Here is a 14,943-nt window from a genome sequence, read left to right as displayed (position 1 = left end):
TGTCGTTAATGTAGAAGGATTCTACCCGCCTGTTCCGGTCATCACCAGCCTTACTATGGTTGGTTCAGCTTAGCCTAGGTCGCCCCAGAGGTATTGTAATACCGAAAGGGCCGCCACCGGAGCGGTTTCAGTACGAAATACTCGAGGACCAAAGGCTACGGGTTTGAACCCATTTGCTAGCGCGAGTTCCACTTCGGGTTCACTTAATCCGCCCTCAGGCCCAATGAGTAGAGCAATAGAGCTTGGTTTGGCGAAATCGCCTAGGGGCTGTTCGGTATGGTGATGCAGCACCAATTTTAAATCGGCTTCAACTGTATTGATCCAGTCATTAAGGGATTGGGGCTCGCCGATTTCAGGTAGATCGCAGCGCAGGCTCTGTTCGCACGCGCTGACGGCCACCTGTTGCCAATGTTGCCGGCGTTTGTCTTGACGTTCGCTGTTTAAGCGTACCTCGCAGCGTTCGGTAAACAGGGGCACCAGCTGATTCATGCCGAGTTCGGTGGCTTTCTGTACCGCATAATCCATCCGTTCGCCGCGGGAGACCGCTTGGCCAATCGTCACCTTTAACGGTGATACTCGGTGTGGCTGTGATGCTTGAGTGATACGGGCAGTGGCGTTGCGTTTAGCTACTTCAGTCAGTTCGGCGGTATATTCAAAGCCATCGCCATTAAACAGCGCGAGTGAATCGCCGGGGCGCATACGCAGTGCCCGACAGACATGCTGAACGACGCTATCGCTGAGGCAAAGTTCACTGCCTTCGGTGATAGCTTGAGGCTCATAAAAACGTGGAATTCTCATGGTGTATATCAATCAGATCTGCGGTTTAAGGCGCTATTATGCCACGGAGAAAAGAGATCAGTTAGCGGGATATTGATGCTGAAGGCCATTGTGGCGCTCGGTGTCGAGTCGAATGAGGTGTTTTGGGGTGGTTTTTGCGCTGTCGGCATCATTCGGCATCATAAAGATGAATGCTTAAATGAAGAACATAAAAAAGGGCAGAGTAAATAAATACTCCGCCCTTTTTTGATTAGCGCTATTAACAATCGCGATAAGCCTTTAAAGCAATACCTACAGACCGGCTGCTGCGCGCAGTTCGTCGGCTTTATCGGTTTTTTCCCAAGAGTAAGCGGTAAAGGTTTCGTTACCGGATGTCATCTCATAAGGGTTATGACCGAAGTGACCGTAAGCCGCGGTTGGGCGATACATTGGGTGTAGCAGATCTAGCATCCGGGTGATCGCATGTGGCCGCAGATCGAAGTGGTTGTTGACCAGTTCGATGATTTTTGCGTCAGAAATTTTGCCAGTACCGAAAGTGTTGATCGATACGGAGGTTGGCTCTGCTACACCGATAGCGTAAGAGACTTGGATCTCACACTTGTCAGCTAAACCCGCGGCAACGATATTCTTAGCCACGTAACGTCCTGCGTAAGCCGCTGAACGGTCAACTTTGGATGGGTCTTTGCCGGAGAATGCGCCGCCACCATGACGGGCCATGCCGCCGTAGGTATCAACGATAATCTTACGACCCGTCAGACCACAGTCGCCCACAGGTCCGCCGATAACGAAGTTGCCGGTTGGGTTGATGTGGAACTTAGTGCTTTTGTCGATCCACTCAGCGGGCAGGGTATGCTTGATGATCAACTCCATCACGGCTTCTTGCAGATCCGCCATGGAGACTTCTGGGTTGTGTTGTGTGGACAGTACAACCGCATCGATGCCGACTGGCTGGCCGTTCTCATAACGGAACGTTACCTGACTCTTGGCATCCGGGCGTAACCATGGCAACAGGCCGGACTTACGCGCTTCGGCCTGACGTTCAACTAGACGGTGAGCGTAGCAGATTGGCGCGGGCATCAGCACATCGGTTTCGTTGCTGGCATAACCAAACATCAAGCCCTGATCGCCGGCACCCTGATCTTCCGGGTTGGCGCGGTCAACACCTTGGTTGATATCCGGTGACTGCTTGCCGATGATGTTAAGAACACCGCAGGTCGCACCGTCATAGCCAACGTCGGACGAGGTGTAACCGATATCGCAGATAACGCCACGAACGAGCGCTTCTAGATCGACCCACGCTGACGTGGTGATCTCGCCAGAGACAATCGCGACACCGGTTTTAACCATGGTTTCGCATGCCACACGGGCGTATTTATCTTCAGCAATAATTGCATCAAGAACCGCGTCAGAGATCTGATCGGCGATCTTGTCAGGATGACCTTCGGAAACAGATTCCGAAGTAAACAGGCTGTATTCGCTCATTACGCGTCTTCAATCCTAGCTTATGAGAATTATGTATGGCATCGGACCGATGGCCCGGGTATAAGAATGAACGCTATTTTAATCGTGTTGAGACCTGATTGCATGGCCGGCGTTCCTGTTTTAGATGATTTTTTTACTTTTTTAGATGAAAACGGCTCATTTTCATTAAATTTCTCTGAAATAGGTTTGAAGCTGACGGACGGTTACGAGAAAATAGCGGCCTATTTTTCATCGGTGCCCAACCTCAGCTCTTCGATAAGAGATGATGGCTCTGCATCAAAACACTTTTTAATCTCAACTTGGGCTTCTTCGGCCCTGGAGTGAATAAATGTCCTCGCGTAGAGAACTTGCCAATGCAATTCGTGCCCTCAGTATGGATGCTGTCCAAAAGGCTAAATCTGGTCACCCTGGTGCGCCGATGGGAATGGCTGATATCGCTGAAGTACTATGGAATGATTTCCTGAAACACAACCCGGCGAATCCGCATTGGCTGGATCGCGACCGTTTTGTTCTGTCGAACGGTCACGGCTCTATGTTGATTTATAGCCTGCTGCACCTGACCGGTTATGATCTGTCCATCGATGATCTGAAAAACTTCCGTCAACTGCATTCAAAAACCGCTGGTCACCCGGAATACGGTTATGCACCGGGTGTTGAAACCACGACTGGCCCACTGGGTCAGGGTATTACCAATGCGGTCGGTTTTGCGATTGCCGAAAAATCCTTGGCGGCGCAGTTTAACCGTGAAGGCCATGAGATTATCGATCACCACACCTATGCCTTCCTTGGCGATGGCTGTTTGATGGAGGGTATCTCCCACGAGTCTTGCTCACTGGCCGGTACTTTAGGTTTAGGTAAGTTGATCGCCTTCTACGATGACAACGGCATCTCTATCGATGGTGAGGTTGAGGGTTGGTTTACCGATGATACGCCGAAGCGTTTTGAAGCTTATGGCTGGCACGTTATTCCGAATGTTGATGGTCACGACGCTGAACAGATTAAAGCTGCCATCGAAGCGGCACAGGATAATGAAGATCAGCCTACTCTGATCTGCTGCAAAACTATTATCGGATTTGGTTCGCCTAACAAACAGGGTAAAGAAGATTGTCACGGTGCGCCGCTGGGTGATGATGAGATCGCCTTGGCTCGCAAACAGCTGGGTTGGGAATACGAACCTTTCGTTATTCCTGAAGATATTGCTGAGCAGTGGAACGGCCTTGAAAGCGGCGCGGTATTGGAAAATGATTGGGAAGAGCGCTTTGCCGAATACAGCAAAGAGTACCCCGCTGAAGCCCGTGAGCTGATCCGTCGTTATACTGGCGAATTGCCAGCTGACTTCTCTGAGAAAGCCGATACCTATATCGAAGAGCTGCAAGCGAAAGGCGAAACGATCGCTTCACGTAAAGCGTCTCAGAATGCACTGAATGCTTATGGCCCACTGTTGCCTGAGTTGTTAGGTGGCTCTGCTGATTTGGCAGGTTCTAACCTGACACTGTGGTCTGGTTGCAAGGGGATCACGAAAGATGATGCTTCCGGCAACTACATGTTCTACGGCGTACGTGAGTTTGGTATGTCAGCGATTATGAACGGTATCGCGTTGCACGGTGGTTTTATCCCTTACGGTGCAACTTTCTTAGTGTTTATGGAATATGCCCGTAATGCACTGCGGATGGCGGCGTTGATGAAGATCCGCGCTATTCATGTGTATACCCATGATTCTATTGGTCTAGGTGAAGATGGTCCGACCCATCAGCCGATCGAACAGATCGCTAACCTGCGCCATACACCAAATATGAGCACTTGGCGTCCAGCGGATGCGGTTGAGTCTGCTGTCGCTTGGAAGTCAGCGCTGGAGCGTGCCGATGGCCCGACCGCGATGATCTTCTCCCGTCAAAACTTACCACATCAGGCGCGTGACGCTGAACAGCTGGCGAATGTTGCTCGCGGTGGATACATCTTGAAAGATACTGTTGGCACTCCCGATGCGATTCTGATCGCGACCGGTTCTGAAGTGGGTCTGGCGATGGATTCAGCGGCGACTCTTGAAGAGGAAGGTAAGCAGGTGCGTGTGGTGTCAATGCCATGTACCGACCTGTTTGATAAACAAGAAGCGGCCTACCGTGAATCGGTACTGCCAGCCGCTGTGAAGGCACGGGTAGCAGTAGAAGCAGCACAAGCGGATTATTGGTATAAATATGTCGGTCTCGATGGTGCGATTGTTGGTATGACCAGCTTCGGTGAGTCGGCGCCAGCGGGTGATCTGTTTAAATTGTTCGGCTTTACCGTCGACAATGTCGTTGAGAAAGTGAAGTCTGTTCTATAAAACAGACGGTTCGAAAGGCCAGCTGATTCAGTTGGCTTTTTTTGTTTGACGAGGTGATATGGCTTTCCGGGTTGCAATAAATGGTTATGGCCGGATTGGACAGAGTGTCCTGCGGGCGATCTATGAGTGTGGCTATCGAGATCAATTAAAAGTGGTCGCGATCAATGAATTATCGGATATCGAAACGGTCACCTACCTGACTCGTTATGATACGACCCACGGTCGTTTTCCGTTACCGGTAGAACATAATGGCCGCGATTTATTGATCGATAGCGACGCAATCCGGGTGCTTAACCAGTCCCATCCCGAGGCGATGCCGTGGCAGGAGATGGACGTTGATCTGGTACTCGAATGTTCGGGTTCCTTCAGCGACCGTGTAACCGCTCAGAAACATCTCGATAGTGGTGCACGACGGTTGTTATTTTCTCAGCCCGCCGAAGCTGATGTTGATGCCACTATTATCTATGGCTTTAATCAGCAACTGTTAGCGGCCGATCAAACCATTGTGGCAGCGGGTTCCTGTTCCACCAACTGTATCGTGCCAATACTGAATTTATTGCACCGTGAACTGAATATTATTAGCGGTGTAACTACTACGATTCATTCGGCAATGAACGATCAGCCGGTGATTGATAGTTATAATCAGACCGATCTGCGTCTGACCCGTAGCGCTATGCAATCCATTATCCCGGTGAATACGGGTTTGAATCGCGGTATTGATCGTCTGTTGCCCGAATTGGCGGGGCGCTTTGAGTCCCTGCATGTGCGGGTGCCGACCATCAATGTGTCGTTGTTGGATATCTCATTAAACGTGAGTGAGTCGACCTCGGCGACGCAGGTCAATGAGATTCTGCGGATGGCGGCCGAAGGCCCTCTGCGCGGCTTGCTGGGGTATACCGAAGAGGCCCATGCATCGGTGGATTTCAATCGTGATGCCCGTTCAGGCATTGTCGATGGTACGCAGACTCGTGTCAGCGGTGGCAAGATGATTAAGCTGATGTGTTGGTTTGATAACGAGTGGGGCTTTGCCAACCGTATGCTCGATGTGGCGCAAGGCTGGTTAAACATTAAGTAATTGAAGGCGATAGGCTGCCACAGGCTGTTGTTGAAATTTTTAGTATTGAGAAGCAGGAATAAGTATGAGCGTATTGAAAATGACCGAGCTGGATCTGCAGGGCAAGCGTGTCCTGATCCGTGAAGACCTCAATGTGCCAGTCAAGGATGGCCAGGTGACCAGTGATGCCCGAATTCGTGCTTCACTGCCCACTATTAAGCTTGCGCTTGACGCGGGTGCCAAGGTGATGCTGATGTCGCATTTGGGTCGTCCGACGGAAGGCGTTTATGATGAAGCCAGTTCGTTGGCGCCGGTAGCCCGTCATCTGGGTGGTCTGTTAGGCCGCGATGTTCCGCTGATTAAAGAGTGGCTCGAAGGCGATTTTGATGTGGCTGAAGGCGATGTCGTGTTGCTGGAAAACGTCCGCTTTAATGTCGGCGAAAAGAAAGATGATGAAGCCTTGTCCAAAAAAATGGCAGCACTGTGCGATATCTACGTGATGGATGCATTCGGCACGGCTCATCGGGCGCAGGCTTCGACCCACGGGGTTGCTCAGTTTGCGGCAGTTGCCTGTGCCGGGCCATTACTCGCCGGTGAACTGGAAGCCTTAGCGAAAGCCCTAGGTAATCCAGCACGCCCGATGGCAGCAATTGTTGGTGGTTCTAAAGTTTCGACTAAACTAACAGTGCTTGAGTCACTGTCTGATAAGGTTGATCAGTTGATTGTAGGTGGCGGTATCGCCAATACCTTCCTTGCTGCTGCCGGTAAGCCGGTCGGTAAGTCACTGTGTGAACATGATCTCGTGCCAACTGCTAAAGCGTTGATGGAAAAAGTAAATATTCCATTGCCGGTCGATGTTGTTGTGGCCACTGAGTTTGCTGAAACCGCTACTGCCACCGTGAAGTTGGTGGATGATGTGGCTGAAGATGACATGATTTTGGATATTGGCCCACAATCAGCGGCTAATCTGGCGGAATTACTGAAAAGCGCCGGCACCATTATTTGGAATGGCCCCGTCGGTGTGTTTGAGTTTGATCAGTTTGGTGAAGGTACCAAAACACTGTCATTGGCCATTGCGGCTAACCAAGGCTTCTCTATTGCCGGTGGTGGTGACACGTTAGCCGCTGTGGATAAGTACAATATCGCTGATCAGGTGTCTTACATCTCGACCGGCGGCGGTGCTTTCCTTGAATTTGTTGAAGGCAAGGTTTTACCGGCCGTGGCAATGCTGGAATCCCGCGCATAATTAAAGCCGAGCGTTTTAATCTTTATGCAAAGGGGATTTAAACAGTTGCAATTTATAGTTGAGTAGCTGGCTTTATAGCTGCTTAAAATAGAATTTATAGCCGCACAGGCTTAATTTAAAAAGGTGAACATATGGCTCTTATCAGTATGCGTCAGTTGCTGGATCACGCAGCAGAAAACGACTACGGTATCCCAGCGTTTAACGTCAACAACCTGGAACAGATGCGCGCTATTATGGAAGCGGCGGACAAAACTAACTCTCCAGTTATTGTTCAGGCATCTGCCGGCGCGCGTAAATATGCAGGGTCTAACTTCCTGCGCCATATGATTCTAGCGGCGATTGCTGAATTCCCGCATATCCCGGTTTGTATGCATCAGGATCACGGCACCACGCCGGCGATCTGTCAGCGTTCTATCGCGATGGGCTTCTCCTCTGTCATGATGGATGGTTCATTGATGGCGGATGGTAAAACTCCGTCTGATTATGAATATAACGTCGATGTAACCCGTCGTACTGTTGAAATGGCGCACGCTTGCGGTGTTTCTGTTGAGGGTGAATTGGGTTGCTTGGGTTCTCTTGAAACCGGACAAGCTGGTGAAGAGGATGGTGTTGGTGCAGCGGGCACTCTGTCCCACGACCAGATGTTGACCGACCCTGATGAAGCGGCTGACTTTGTGGCGAAGACTGGCGTTGATGCGCTGGCGATTGCTTGTGGTACTTCTCACGGTGCTTATAAGTTCACCCGCCCACCGACCGGCGATATCCTGGCAATCGATCGTATTAAGGCGATCCATGACCGTATTCCAGGTACTCATTTGGTAATGCACGGCTCCTCTTCTGTACCGCAGGAGTGGCTGGCGATTATCAATGAGTTTGGTGGTGAGATCCCTGAAACTTACGGTGTGCCGGTTGAGCAGATTGTTGAAGGTATTAAGCACGGCGTGCGTAAAGTAAATATCGATACTGACTTACGTCTGGCCTCTACCGGTGCGGTACGTCGCTTTATGGCGCAAAATCCATCGGAATTTGATCCACGTAAATTCCTCAAGGTAACGATGGATGCGATGAGTGAAATCTGTATCGCTCGTTATGAAGCGTTCGGTACCGCGGGTCACGCGGATAAGATCGTGCCTGTTTCTTTGGAAGGTATGGCGGATAAATACGGTTTGTAATAACGGTATTTAGCGAAAAAAACGCTCCCCAGCTTTTGCTGCGGAGCGTTTTTTTATCACAGCGATTGTTTAAACTTCTTCTGCCTCGATCACTTCGCTTTCCTGTTGTGCCAGTGATAGCCATTCTTGGCAGGCGGGTAGGGCGAGCATACGATCACAGTATGCTTGCAGTTGTGTGGGCAACTTCACGCCATAGCCGGTCAGGCGGAAAACGACCGGTGCATAAAAAGCATCCGCGATGGAAAAATCTCCGTATAAAAACTGCTCTGAACCACTTTGGGTTAGGGCTTCACGCCATAAAGTATGGATACGTTCGATATCCTGCTGAACGTCAGCCGACACAGTAAAATTATCTACGTGGCGACGACAGTTCATCGGCATGGCGTGGCGCAGTGCCATAAAGCTACTATGCATTTCGGCACAGCCGCTACGGGCATGGGCGCGCAGTGACGGATCGCTTGGCCAGCCTTTATTTTGCAGGTGCATCTGGCTGATATATTCACAAATTGAGAGAGAATCCCAGACGGTTGTCCCATTATCTAACAGCACCGGCACTTTGCCCGCTGGATTGTAGGCTTCAATCTGTTCAGCAGAGCCAGGAGTAAATAGGGCGATGCGGATAGTATCGAAGGCTAGATCAAAGTGGCGTAGCATCAGCCACGCGCGTAGTGACCAGCTTGAATAATTATGATTACCGATAATCAGTTGCATCTCTAGATTCCTTTTCTCTGCTAAGTCGATTAGTTTAGAGACCAGTCTGGCGTTTAATGTGAGCGCTCTCAAACGAATAAATCTGATAACAGGTATCAATACCCTTGATGTTAGACAATGAACTGCTTCGCAGCTTTATCGCGGTAGTCGATAGCGGCAGCTTCACCCGAGCTGCAGCCCAGCTGTTTCGTACTCAGTCGGCGGTGAGTATGCAGATGAAACGGTTGGAGGAGCAGCTGGATAAAAAGCTGTTCCTAAAGGATGGCCGTGAACTACAACTGAGTGATGATGGCTTAAAGCTGCTGAGTTATGCACGACGGATTATGAAGCTGCATGATGAAGCGCTAGGGGTTATGTCATCAGAGACGGGATCTCGTCCTTTGATGTTAGGTTGTCCGGATGATTATGTCACCGGTGTATTGCCGCAGTTGTTGTCTGAGATCCAGCTACAGATTCCCGGTTTGCAGGTACAGGTGCGCACTGGTACGTCGGCACAACTAAGGGCATTGATTGATCAGGGGGAGTTGGATCTGACAATTCTTACTCGTCGCCCTGAAACCGAGGAGGGCTATCTGTTACTACAGGATCAGGGCGTTTGGGTAGCACCCACGGCGGATTTTATGAAACCGGATCAGCCGCTTCGGCTAGCGCTGGTGGACGCTGATTGTAAATTTCACAGTACCGCCGTGGATGGTTTGAGCAAGCAGGGGCGTAATTTTGAAGTGATCTGTATTAGCGGTAGTTGTGCATTGTTGATTGAGCTGGTTAGGCGGGGTGAAGCGATGACGACTTTGGCGTCTTGTTGTGTGCCCGCAGATCTGTATCGCCTGCCGGCAGAATTAGGATTGCCGGAACTGGCAACGGTGGCGGTGGTATTGCAATCGGCGGCTAGGCCACATAAAGCGTTAGGCTCTGATCGTATTGTCTCACTGGTGGAGGAAACAGCCCTACGGCTGAGTGTTTGAGCCGCTGTGGGTGTGTAGCCGCCGAGGCTAGCAACCCGGCGGTTTTGACTGAATCCGGTCGAGCCGGATGCGTAACTGCTTACCATTATGATCGGCGGCAATCAGGCACTCTTCACCGTCGCGGATATCGATATTAATAAAGCGCAGTTTATCCCGTTGTAGCTGACCTTTCTCATCCTGCCAGATCACCTGATCGACCAGTCTACGCATACAGGCTAGCTCAAAACCATCATGCAGCTCGCATTGAATCGGTTTGTAATCAGTCATAGCACCACTCTTATCGTTTCTCTTATTTTTATAAGGCGATACACCATAGCAGATAACGTCGGGTAGTTAACACTCTCTGAGCACTGTTTTGTGGCAATGGGGGCCATGATGGTGGCCCTCATTAGGTGACTTTTGCACTGTTGAGCGAGTTGTAGGCCGATTGGCTAGTTAAGCAGGGCTTCGTAGCGCTTATCGGTGAGGGTTTTCATAAAGGCAACCAGTGCGTCGATCCGCTGATCGGTCAGTGCTGGGCCGCTTTCGAGTTCTTTAAGGGATAAATTCTGGCTCACTTCGGGCGCTTGCCACGCTTGTCCTGTTTCCGGATTGATCTGTCGGGCGCGGCTACGGCTGTTGTACTTGTTGTAAAACAACACCACGGTTCGCAGATCTTTAAACACACCGTTATGCATATAGGGGCCGGTGACGGCGACATTGCGCAGTGTCGGTACTTTAAATTTACCCGCTTGAGTTGGATCGGAAACGGCGGGGTTTTCCAGTAATCCCCGGTCGATATGATCACTGGCAATACCATTGACTGCCCGAGCCGCGTGGTTAATCGGCACACCGATATTGTGGTATTCATAATTACTGAAGGTTTCGCCTTCAGCTCGCTGGCTGGTTTTTAGCTGGTGGCACTGGTTGCAGTTGGTAAACTGTTGCGAGAAAAACAGTGTGCGACCGAGCTCTTCTTGCTGACTGAGTTGATATTCGCCGCGTAAGAAACGGTCATATTTAGAATCAAAGGGAGCAAACAGCTCGGTGCGTTCAAAGGCAGCGATGCTGTCGGTCATAGCGCTGTAAGCGTTATCCGGTTGATTAAAAATATCCTTGCCGTAAAGCACCGTGAAATTTTTCCGGTAGAGCGGGTTCTCTTGCAGACGTGCCACTAATGCAGCGGCCGATGGCATACCCATCTCAATCGGGTTAGTGGGTGGTCCGCCGGCTTGTTCTTGTAGGTCTTTGGCGCGGCCATCATGAAATTGACCACCTTTATAGACCCCTTTATCGCTGCGTTGAAAATCGGGACTGAACATCGCATAAGCGGCCGTTGGGGCGTTGCGATCCCCTAATGAATGGCCATTATCACCCAAGGATACCGCCCCCTGGGCAGCGTTGCCGCGCGGGTCGACAAAGCCTGCTTCTGGGGCATGACAACTGGCGCAGCTTTCACTGCGGTTGGCGGATAAGTTGGTATCAAAATACAGCTGTTGCCCCAGTTCGGCTTTATTCAGCAAAGGTTGATCCGGCGGCGTATCAGAGAGGGTGCAGCCGGTAATCATGGTGGTTAAACTAAGCAGAAGTGCGGTGTATTTCATGGCAAATGCAAATGATAGTGAATCGTATTTGCAATATTATCAGAATCGTTTGGTGTTACGGGAATTTTTTCAGTCAGATCATCCCATTAACTGACCTGAGTCAGCCTAATTCTGCTGGATACACCAATTGAGCAGTCTTTGTCCGGCTGCCAGTACGCCAGAGAGTGATAATGAGGTTTAGCTGTTCACTAGCTCGCCGGACAGCTGTAGCGGTGCTGCAGGTTCGCTGACGATGGTCATGGTAGGCCATTCGAGTAACTGTAGTTTACCGCTGTCAGTTTCGACCAGTGCCGTACAGTGTTCGACCCAGTCACCATCATTACAATACAGCGCGCCTTTGCGGTGGGTAAATCCAGCCTGATGAATATGCCCGCCAATATACCCATCTAGCGATTGTCGTCGGGCTTCGGTGCAGGCGGCATCTTGGAAGTGTTCGATATAGCGCTGGGCGCTGCTAAAGCGCTGTTTAATCATCGCCGCTAGAGAACGGTAGGGCATCTTCAGCCATTGGCGTACTCGGTTATAGCTGCGGTTTAACCAGAGCAGCAATTGATGCCCATGATCGCCCAGCAGTAGCATCAATGGATGAATACGTACATGACCATCAAACTCATCCCCATGAGAAACTAAAAAGCGGCGGCCATCGCGGGTTTTATGAATCGCTTTACGGCGGATCTGCAAGGTGCCTAGTTTCAAACCGCAAATTTTGCGCAGAGGGGCGTCATGATTACCCGGAATGTAGATAATGTCGCAGCCCTCTCTGGCCATCTGCCATAATTGTCCAATCAGTAATTGCTGATCCTGAGGTAGGATGGCTTTACGGCGCATGGCTGCTAGATCGATGATATCCCCAACCAGATAGAGCTTTTTCGGCGCAAGTTGTTTCAGCGCATCACTAAGCAGTTTGGCCTGACAATCCGGCGTTCCCAGATGTACATCTGAGATAAACATGGTGTGGATATTTTGCATAATGCTGCCCAATATTCAGTTTAGAGCAGTATGCTGTGACTTGATGACAGCGCCTTTTAAAATAGATGAACAGATGGTTACAGCGGCGGTGATTATTCGTGATGCCGGTTTTGCTGGGGACGAACTAGCTGATCCGAGGTTGAATCAGTACACTGTTAGGTCGTGATGGGTTATCCGCAACCCATCAAGCCCCGGTTTAAGTGAGGGAATGGAAGATGGAATCTGATCAGCAGTTGATTGCACGGGTGAAAGCCTGTGATATCTGCGCTCCCTTTCTGCCCGATGGCGTACGGCCAGTGATTCAGTTCGATCCTGCCGCGCGCATTCTGATTGCCGCTCAAGCGCCGGGTCGTCGAGTGCATGAAACGGGCATTCCCTTTAATGATCCTAGCGGTGAGCGTTTACGCGCATGGATGGGGATCACCGCCGAGACTTTCTACGATGCCAAGCAGTTAGCGATTCTGCCGATGGGATTTTGTTACCCCGGCACCGGCAAATCTGGTGATCTACCTCCCCGGAAAGAGTGCGCTCCGCAATGGCGACAGCTGTTATTAGATCGCCTCCCTAATTTGCAACTGATATTGGTGATCGGACAGTATGCTCAGGCTTGGCATCTGCATGAAAAAGGGTCGGTAACACATATCGTATCTCATTGGCGAGATTACAGTTGTTCAGGCCAGTCTCCCGCCGTATTTCCCATGCCCCACCCTAGTCCGCGTAACAACATCTGGTTGCGCAAGAACCCTTGGTTTGAAGCGGAATTAGTGCCTGCGTTACAGCAACGGGTTCAAACGGTGTTGACCGGTGAATAGCATGCCCGAAGGGCTAATAAAGCTAGTGATTGTGGTGCTGCTACCAATGGTGATGTGTTTTGGTTATTACTCGGTTGGTGTGCAGGCCGCTTCAGGCTGGGTGGTGTTTTTGGCGATGTTGGCGTTGCCGCTGTTGTTGTTAGGTGTCGGTGGCCTTGTTTGGAGTTATTCTGGTGGTATTCAGCGGCTAAAGACTGTTTGGTGGAGTTGCATCATTGTGGCTGTCGCCAGCTTAGTCTGGATTTGGGGCTAGTGATCATGATCAGGGTGTGGCAATTGAATGGTTTTTCGGCTTCAGGCACACTCTACGGCATCCAATCGAGTGTTGAGTGAGACATACGTAGTGGATTGCCACTGTCTGTGGATAACCATGGTTGCATGGCTCAGGCCTCGCTATAGTTAAACGGCTTGGCGATAATATGAAAGGCTTCGATCAACCGCTTAATTGATCGAGTGAACGATGGAATGAAGATGAACGAGATAAAGCAAAAGATAGCCCTGTTTATTGATGCGGATAACGCACCCGCCAGTAAATTTGAGGATGTCCTCAGTGAAGTGGCTAAATATGGTGTGGTCACTATTCGTAAAGCCTACGGCAACTGGAAGTCGCCGACCCTAAAGTCTTGGGAAGAGCTACTGCATGAGTATGCGATTCAGCCGGTACAGCAATATGATTTAATCAAAGGAAAGAACGCTTCGGATATCGCCTTGGTGATTGATGCTATGGATGTGATGTACACCAAAGATATCGATGTAATGTGTTTTATCTCATCTGACTGTGATTTTACCCCAATGGTGACCCGTGCCCTAGCCGAAGGCAAAATGGTGCTAGGCTTTGGTGAACGTAAAACCCCCTCGCCGTTTGTGAATGCCTGTTCAAAATTCCTCTTTCTGGATCAGCCTGAAGCGGTGGAAAGCGCCAATAACACCAAGCCTAAAAATATTAAATCAGATACCAAGCTGGTTAACTTGTTGCGACAAGCCATTGAAGCTAACGAAGATGAGGATGGCTGGGCGCCTCTGGGACCAGTGGGAGCCAATATTTCCAACAGAACTTCGTTTGATTGCCGTAACTACGGTTTTAAGAATTTAAGCAGCCTGTTTAAAGCGGTCGACCTGTTTGAACTTAAGCGCGGTCAAGGCCGCTCGTTTCTGGTGCGGGATGTGCGTAAGAGTAAGAAAGGCTGAGGCTATTAGCGTTGGTTAGTCGAACAGTGAGAAATTGAGCGGGTCGCTTTATAGGCTATATCTTGAGGTGAGGGTTAGCTATTAAGCTGCAATATTGTTAATTCATTATCAATTATTGAGTCGTTATGAATATAAAAAGAATATCAATAGAAGCGTTAGATGATTTAGTCACACTTTTTGACCAATATATGGTTTTTTATCAGCAACCTTCGGCGCCTGAAAAATATAGCAAGTACTTGCATGAGCGTTTATCAAATAACGAAGCAACCGTCTTTATTGCTTATAGTGCAGAGAGCGATCCCGTTGGTTTTGTTTTGAATTATCACTCATTTTCGTCAGTTTCCCTTGGAAAAGTGATCGTGCTGAATGACTTATTCGTATTACCCTCTCAGCGCCAAAAAGGCGTTGCCAACGGCTTAATTGATTCCTCCATTCAGCTAGCCAAAAGCACGGGTTCCGTTCGAGTCGATTTAGGAACTGCGAAGGATAATTATTCAGCGCAATCGTTATATGAAAAAATGGGCTTCGTTAAGGATACCGAATTCTTTTCATATAGCTTGGCTGTGGAATAGTACGTTGATTGATGCTCATATGAATCAGTGCTGGATCGGATTGAAGTGGGTCAACAGAAGGTGCATATAAGCAAAGCACTTTATAAATA

The 14,943-nt window shown here is 49.8% G+C and carries 17 protein-coding genes; 11 read left to right on the top strand and 6 right to left on the bottom strand.

Annotation, left to right across the window (positions count from 1 at the left end; translation table 11 throughout):
- Positions 1 to 69 precede the first annotated feature (69 nt).
- A complete protein-coding gene (locus AC0L4K_RS18275; protein WP_473267470.1) occupies positions 70 to 798 on the bottom strand; it encodes a 16S rRNA (uracil(1498)-N(3))-methyltransferase in 729 nt (242 codons plus the stop codon).
- 75 nt (positions 799 to 873) lie between these two features.
- Between AC0L4K_RS18275 and AC0L4K_RS18270 the strand changes: the two genes are divergently transcribed.
- Complete coding sequence (locus tag AC0L4K_RS18270) at positions 874 to 1,008, top strand: hypothetical protein (protein ID WP_417226420.1); 135 nt, start codon at positions 874 to 876, stop codon at positions 1,006 to 1,008.
- A 60-nt stretch (positions 1,009 to 1,068) separates the two neighbouring features.
- Here the strand turns inward: AC0L4K_RS18270 and metK are convergent, their stop codons facing one another.
- Positions 1,069 to 2,259 (bottom strand): methionine adenosyltransferase, encoded by a 1,191-nt coding sequence (gene metK / locus AC0L4K_RS18265; protein ID WP_417226421.1) that lies wholly within the window; start codon positions 2,257 to 2,259, stop codon positions 1,069 to 1,071.
- Positions 2,260 to 2,325: 66 nt separating this feature from the next.
- Between metK and AC0L4K_RS18260 the strand changes: the two genes are divergently transcribed.
- The 5 genes from AC0L4K_RS18260 (at position 2,326) to fba (ending at position 8,054) form a co-directional block, all read left to right on the top strand.
- Positions 2,326 to 2,583, top strand: coding sequence for a hypothetical protein (locus tag AC0L4K_RS18260; protein ID WP_417226422.1), 258 nt, complete (start codon positions 2,326 to 2,328; stop codon positions 2,581 to 2,583).
- A 4-nt stretch (positions 2,584 to 2,587) separates the two neighbouring features.
- Complete coding sequence (gene tkt, locus AC0L4K_RS18255) at positions 2,588 to 4,582, top strand: transketolase (protein WP_473267469.1); 1,995 nt, start codon at positions 2,588 to 2,590, stop codon at positions 4,580 to 4,582.
- Positions 4,583 to 4,640: 58 nt separating this feature from the next.
- On the top strand, positions 4,641 to 5,657 hold the full coding sequence (locus AC0L4K_RS18250; RefSeq protein WP_473267468.1) for a glyceraldehyde 3-phosphate dehydrogenase NAD-binding domain-containing protein: 1,017 nt from the start codon (positions 4,641 to 4,643) through the stop codon (positions 5,655 to 5,657).
- A 64-nt stretch (positions 5,658 to 5,721) separates the two neighbouring features.
- Positions 5,722 to 6,882, top strand: coding sequence for a phosphoglycerate kinase (locus tag AC0L4K_RS18245; protein ID WP_473267467.1), 1,161 nt, complete (start codon positions 5,722 to 5,724; stop codon positions 6,880 to 6,882).
- Between the two features lie 131 nt (positions 6,883 to 7,013).
- Entirely contained in the window at positions 7,014 to 8,054 is a 1,041-nt protein-coding gene (gene fba, locus AC0L4K_RS18240; RefSeq protein ID WP_473267466.1) for a class II fructose-bisphosphate aldolase, read from the top strand.
- A gap of 69 nt (positions 8,055 to 8,123) precedes the next feature.
- On the opposite strand, the gene AC0L4K_RS18235 is transcribed toward fba, so the two are convergent.
- Positions 8,124 to 8,765 (bottom strand): glutathione S-transferase family protein, encoded by a 642-nt coding sequence (locus AC0L4K_RS18235; protein ID WP_473267465.1) that lies wholly within the window; start codon positions 8,763 to 8,765, stop codon positions 8,124 to 8,126.
- A 107-nt stretch (positions 8,766 to 8,872) separates the two neighbouring features.
- On the opposite strand from AC0L4K_RS18235, the gene AC0L4K_RS18230 reads away from it, so the two are divergent.
- Positions 8,873 to 9,730 carry a LysR family transcriptional regulator gene (locus AC0L4K_RS18230; protein ID WP_473267464.1) on the top strand — a complete coding sequence of 286 codons (858 nt, stop codon included), beginning with the start codon at positions 8,873 to 8,875 and terminating at the stop codon, positions 9,728 to 9,730.
- 27 nt (positions 9,731 to 9,757) lie between these two features.
- Here AC0L4K_RS18230 and AC0L4K_RS18225 read toward each other — a convergent pair whose 3' ends face one another.
- The 3 genes from AC0L4K_RS18225 to AC0L4K_RS18215 all read right to left on the bottom strand — a co-directional run bounded on the left by AC0L4K_RS18225 (position 9,758) and on the right by AC0L4K_RS18215 (position 12,282).
- Positions 9,758 to 9,997, bottom strand: coding sequence for a Rho-binding antiterminator (locus AC0L4K_RS18225; RefSeq protein WP_473267463.1), 240 nt, complete (start codon positions 9,995 to 9,997; stop codon positions 9,758 to 9,760).
- Between the two features lie 164 nt (positions 9,998 to 10,161).
- Positions 10,162 to 11,313 carry a cytochrome-c peroxidase gene (locus AC0L4K_RS18220; RefSeq protein ID WP_473267462.1) on the bottom strand — a complete coding sequence of 384 codons (1,152 nt, stop codon included), beginning with the start codon at positions 11,311 to 11,313 and terminating at the stop codon, positions 10,162 to 10,164.
- 177 nt (positions 11,314 to 11,490) lie between these two features.
- The gene (locus tag AC0L4K_RS18215) at positions 11,491 to 12,282 is read right to left on the bottom strand and encodes a UDP-2,3-diacylglucosamine diphosphatase (protein WP_417226440.1); all 792 of its coding nucleotides are present in this window, start codon (positions 12,280 to 12,282) and stop codon (positions 11,491 to 11,493) included.
- Between the two features lie 215 nt (positions 12,283 to 12,497).
- Between AC0L4K_RS18215 and AC0L4K_RS18210 the strand changes: the two genes are divergently transcribed.
- From AC0L4K_RS18210 to AC0L4K_RS18195, 4 genes are all read left to right on the top strand, one after another.
- Complete coding sequence (locus AC0L4K_RS18210) at positions 12,498 to 13,094, top strand: uracil-DNA glycosylase family protein (protein ID WP_473267461.1); 597 nt, start codon at positions 12,498 to 12,500, stop codon at positions 13,092 to 13,094.
- Positions 13,087 to 13,347: a hypothetical protein gene (locus tag AC0L4K_RS18205; RefSeq protein WP_473267460.1), complete on the top strand. Its 261-nt coding sequence runs from the start codon at positions 13,087 to 13,089 to the stop codon at positions 13,345 to 13,347. Before AC0L4K_RS18210 ends, AC0L4K_RS18205 begins: the two co-directional genes overlap by 8 nt.
- Positions 13,348 to 13,565: 218 nt before the next feature.
- On the top strand, positions 13,566 to 14,282 hold the full coding sequence (locus AC0L4K_RS18200) for an NYN domain-containing protein (RefSeq protein ID WP_417226445.1): 717 nt from the start codon (positions 13,566 to 13,568) through the stop codon (positions 14,280 to 14,282).
- A 125-nt stretch (positions 14,283 to 14,407) separates the two neighbouring features.
- Positions 14,408 to 14,854: a GNAT family N-acetyltransferase gene (locus AC0L4K_RS18195; RefSeq protein WP_473267459.1), complete on the top strand. Its 447-nt coding sequence runs from the start codon at positions 14,408 to 14,410 to the stop codon at positions 14,852 to 14,854.
- The last annotated feature ends 89 nt before the right edge of the window (positions 14,855 to 14,943 follow it).

It is taken from the genome of Amphritea sp. GJ51-11 (assembly GCF_055808735.1).
This window is presented reverse-complemented; position numbering and strand designations above follow the sequence as displayed.

Bases quoted from the DNA above. Each gene is read 5' to 3' on its own strand.
- AC0L4K_RS18235 (WP_473267465.1), bottom strand. From the start codon at position 8,765: ATGCAACTGATTATCGGTAATCATAATTATTCAAGCTGGTCACTACGC.
- AC0L4K_RS18215 (WP_417226440.1), bottom strand. From the start codon at position 12,282: ATGCAAAATATCCACACCATGTTTATCTCAGATGTACATCTGGGAACG.
- AC0L4K_RS18275 (WP_473267470.1), bottom strand. From the start codon at position 798: ATGAGAATTCCACGTTTTTATGAGCCTCAAGCTATCACCGAAGGCAGT.
- AC0L4K_RS18270 (WP_417226420.1), top strand. From the start codon at position 874: ATGCTGAAGGCCATTGTGGCGCTCGGTGTCGAGTCGAATGAGGTGTTT.
- tkt (WP_473267469.1), top strand. From the start codon at position 2,588: ATGTCCTCGCGTAGAGAACTTGCCAATGCAATTCGTGCCCTCAGTATG.
- AC0L4K_RS18220 (WP_473267462.1), bottom strand. From the start codon at position 11,313: ATGAAATACACCGCACTTCTGCTTAGTTTAACCACCATGATTACCGGC.
- metK (WP_417226421.1), bottom strand. From the start codon at position 2,259: ATGAGCGAATACAGCCTGTTTACTTCGGAATCTGTTTCCGAAGGTCAT.
- AC0L4K_RS18245 (WP_473267467.1), top strand. From the start codon at position 5,722: ATGAGCGTATTGAAAATGACCGAGCTGGATCTGCAGGGCAAGCGTGTC.
- AC0L4K_RS18250 (WP_473267468.1), top strand. From the start codon at position 4,641: ATGGCTTTCCGGGTTGCAATAAATGGTTATGGCCGGATTGGACAGAGT.
- AC0L4K_RS18260 (WP_417226422.1), top strand. From the start codon at position 2,326: ATGAACGCTATTTTAATCGTGTTGAGACCTGATTGCATGGCCGGCGTT.
- AC0L4K_RS18210 (WP_473267461.1), top strand. From the start codon at position 12,498: ATGGAATCTGATCAGCAGTTGATTGCACGGGTGAAAGCCTGTGATATC.
- AC0L4K_RS18230 (WP_473267464.1), top strand. From the start codon at position 8,873: ATGTTAGACAATGAACTGCTTCGCAGCTTTATCGCGGTAGTCGATAGC.
- AC0L4K_RS18195 (WP_473267459.1), top strand. From the start codon at position 14,408: ATGAATATAAAAAGAATATCAATAGAAGCGTTAGATGATTTAGTCACA.
- AC0L4K_RS18200 (WP_417226445.1), top strand. From the start codon at position 13,566: ATGAACGAGATAAAGCAAAAGATAGCCCTGTTTATTGATGCGGATAAC.
- fba (WP_473267466.1), top strand. From the start codon at position 7,014: ATGGCTCTTATCAGTATGCGTCAGTTGCTGGATCACGCAGCAGAAAAC.
- AC0L4K_RS18225 (WP_473267463.1), bottom strand. From the start codon at position 9,997: ATGACTGATTACAAACCGATTCAATGCGAGCTGCATGATGGTTTTGAG.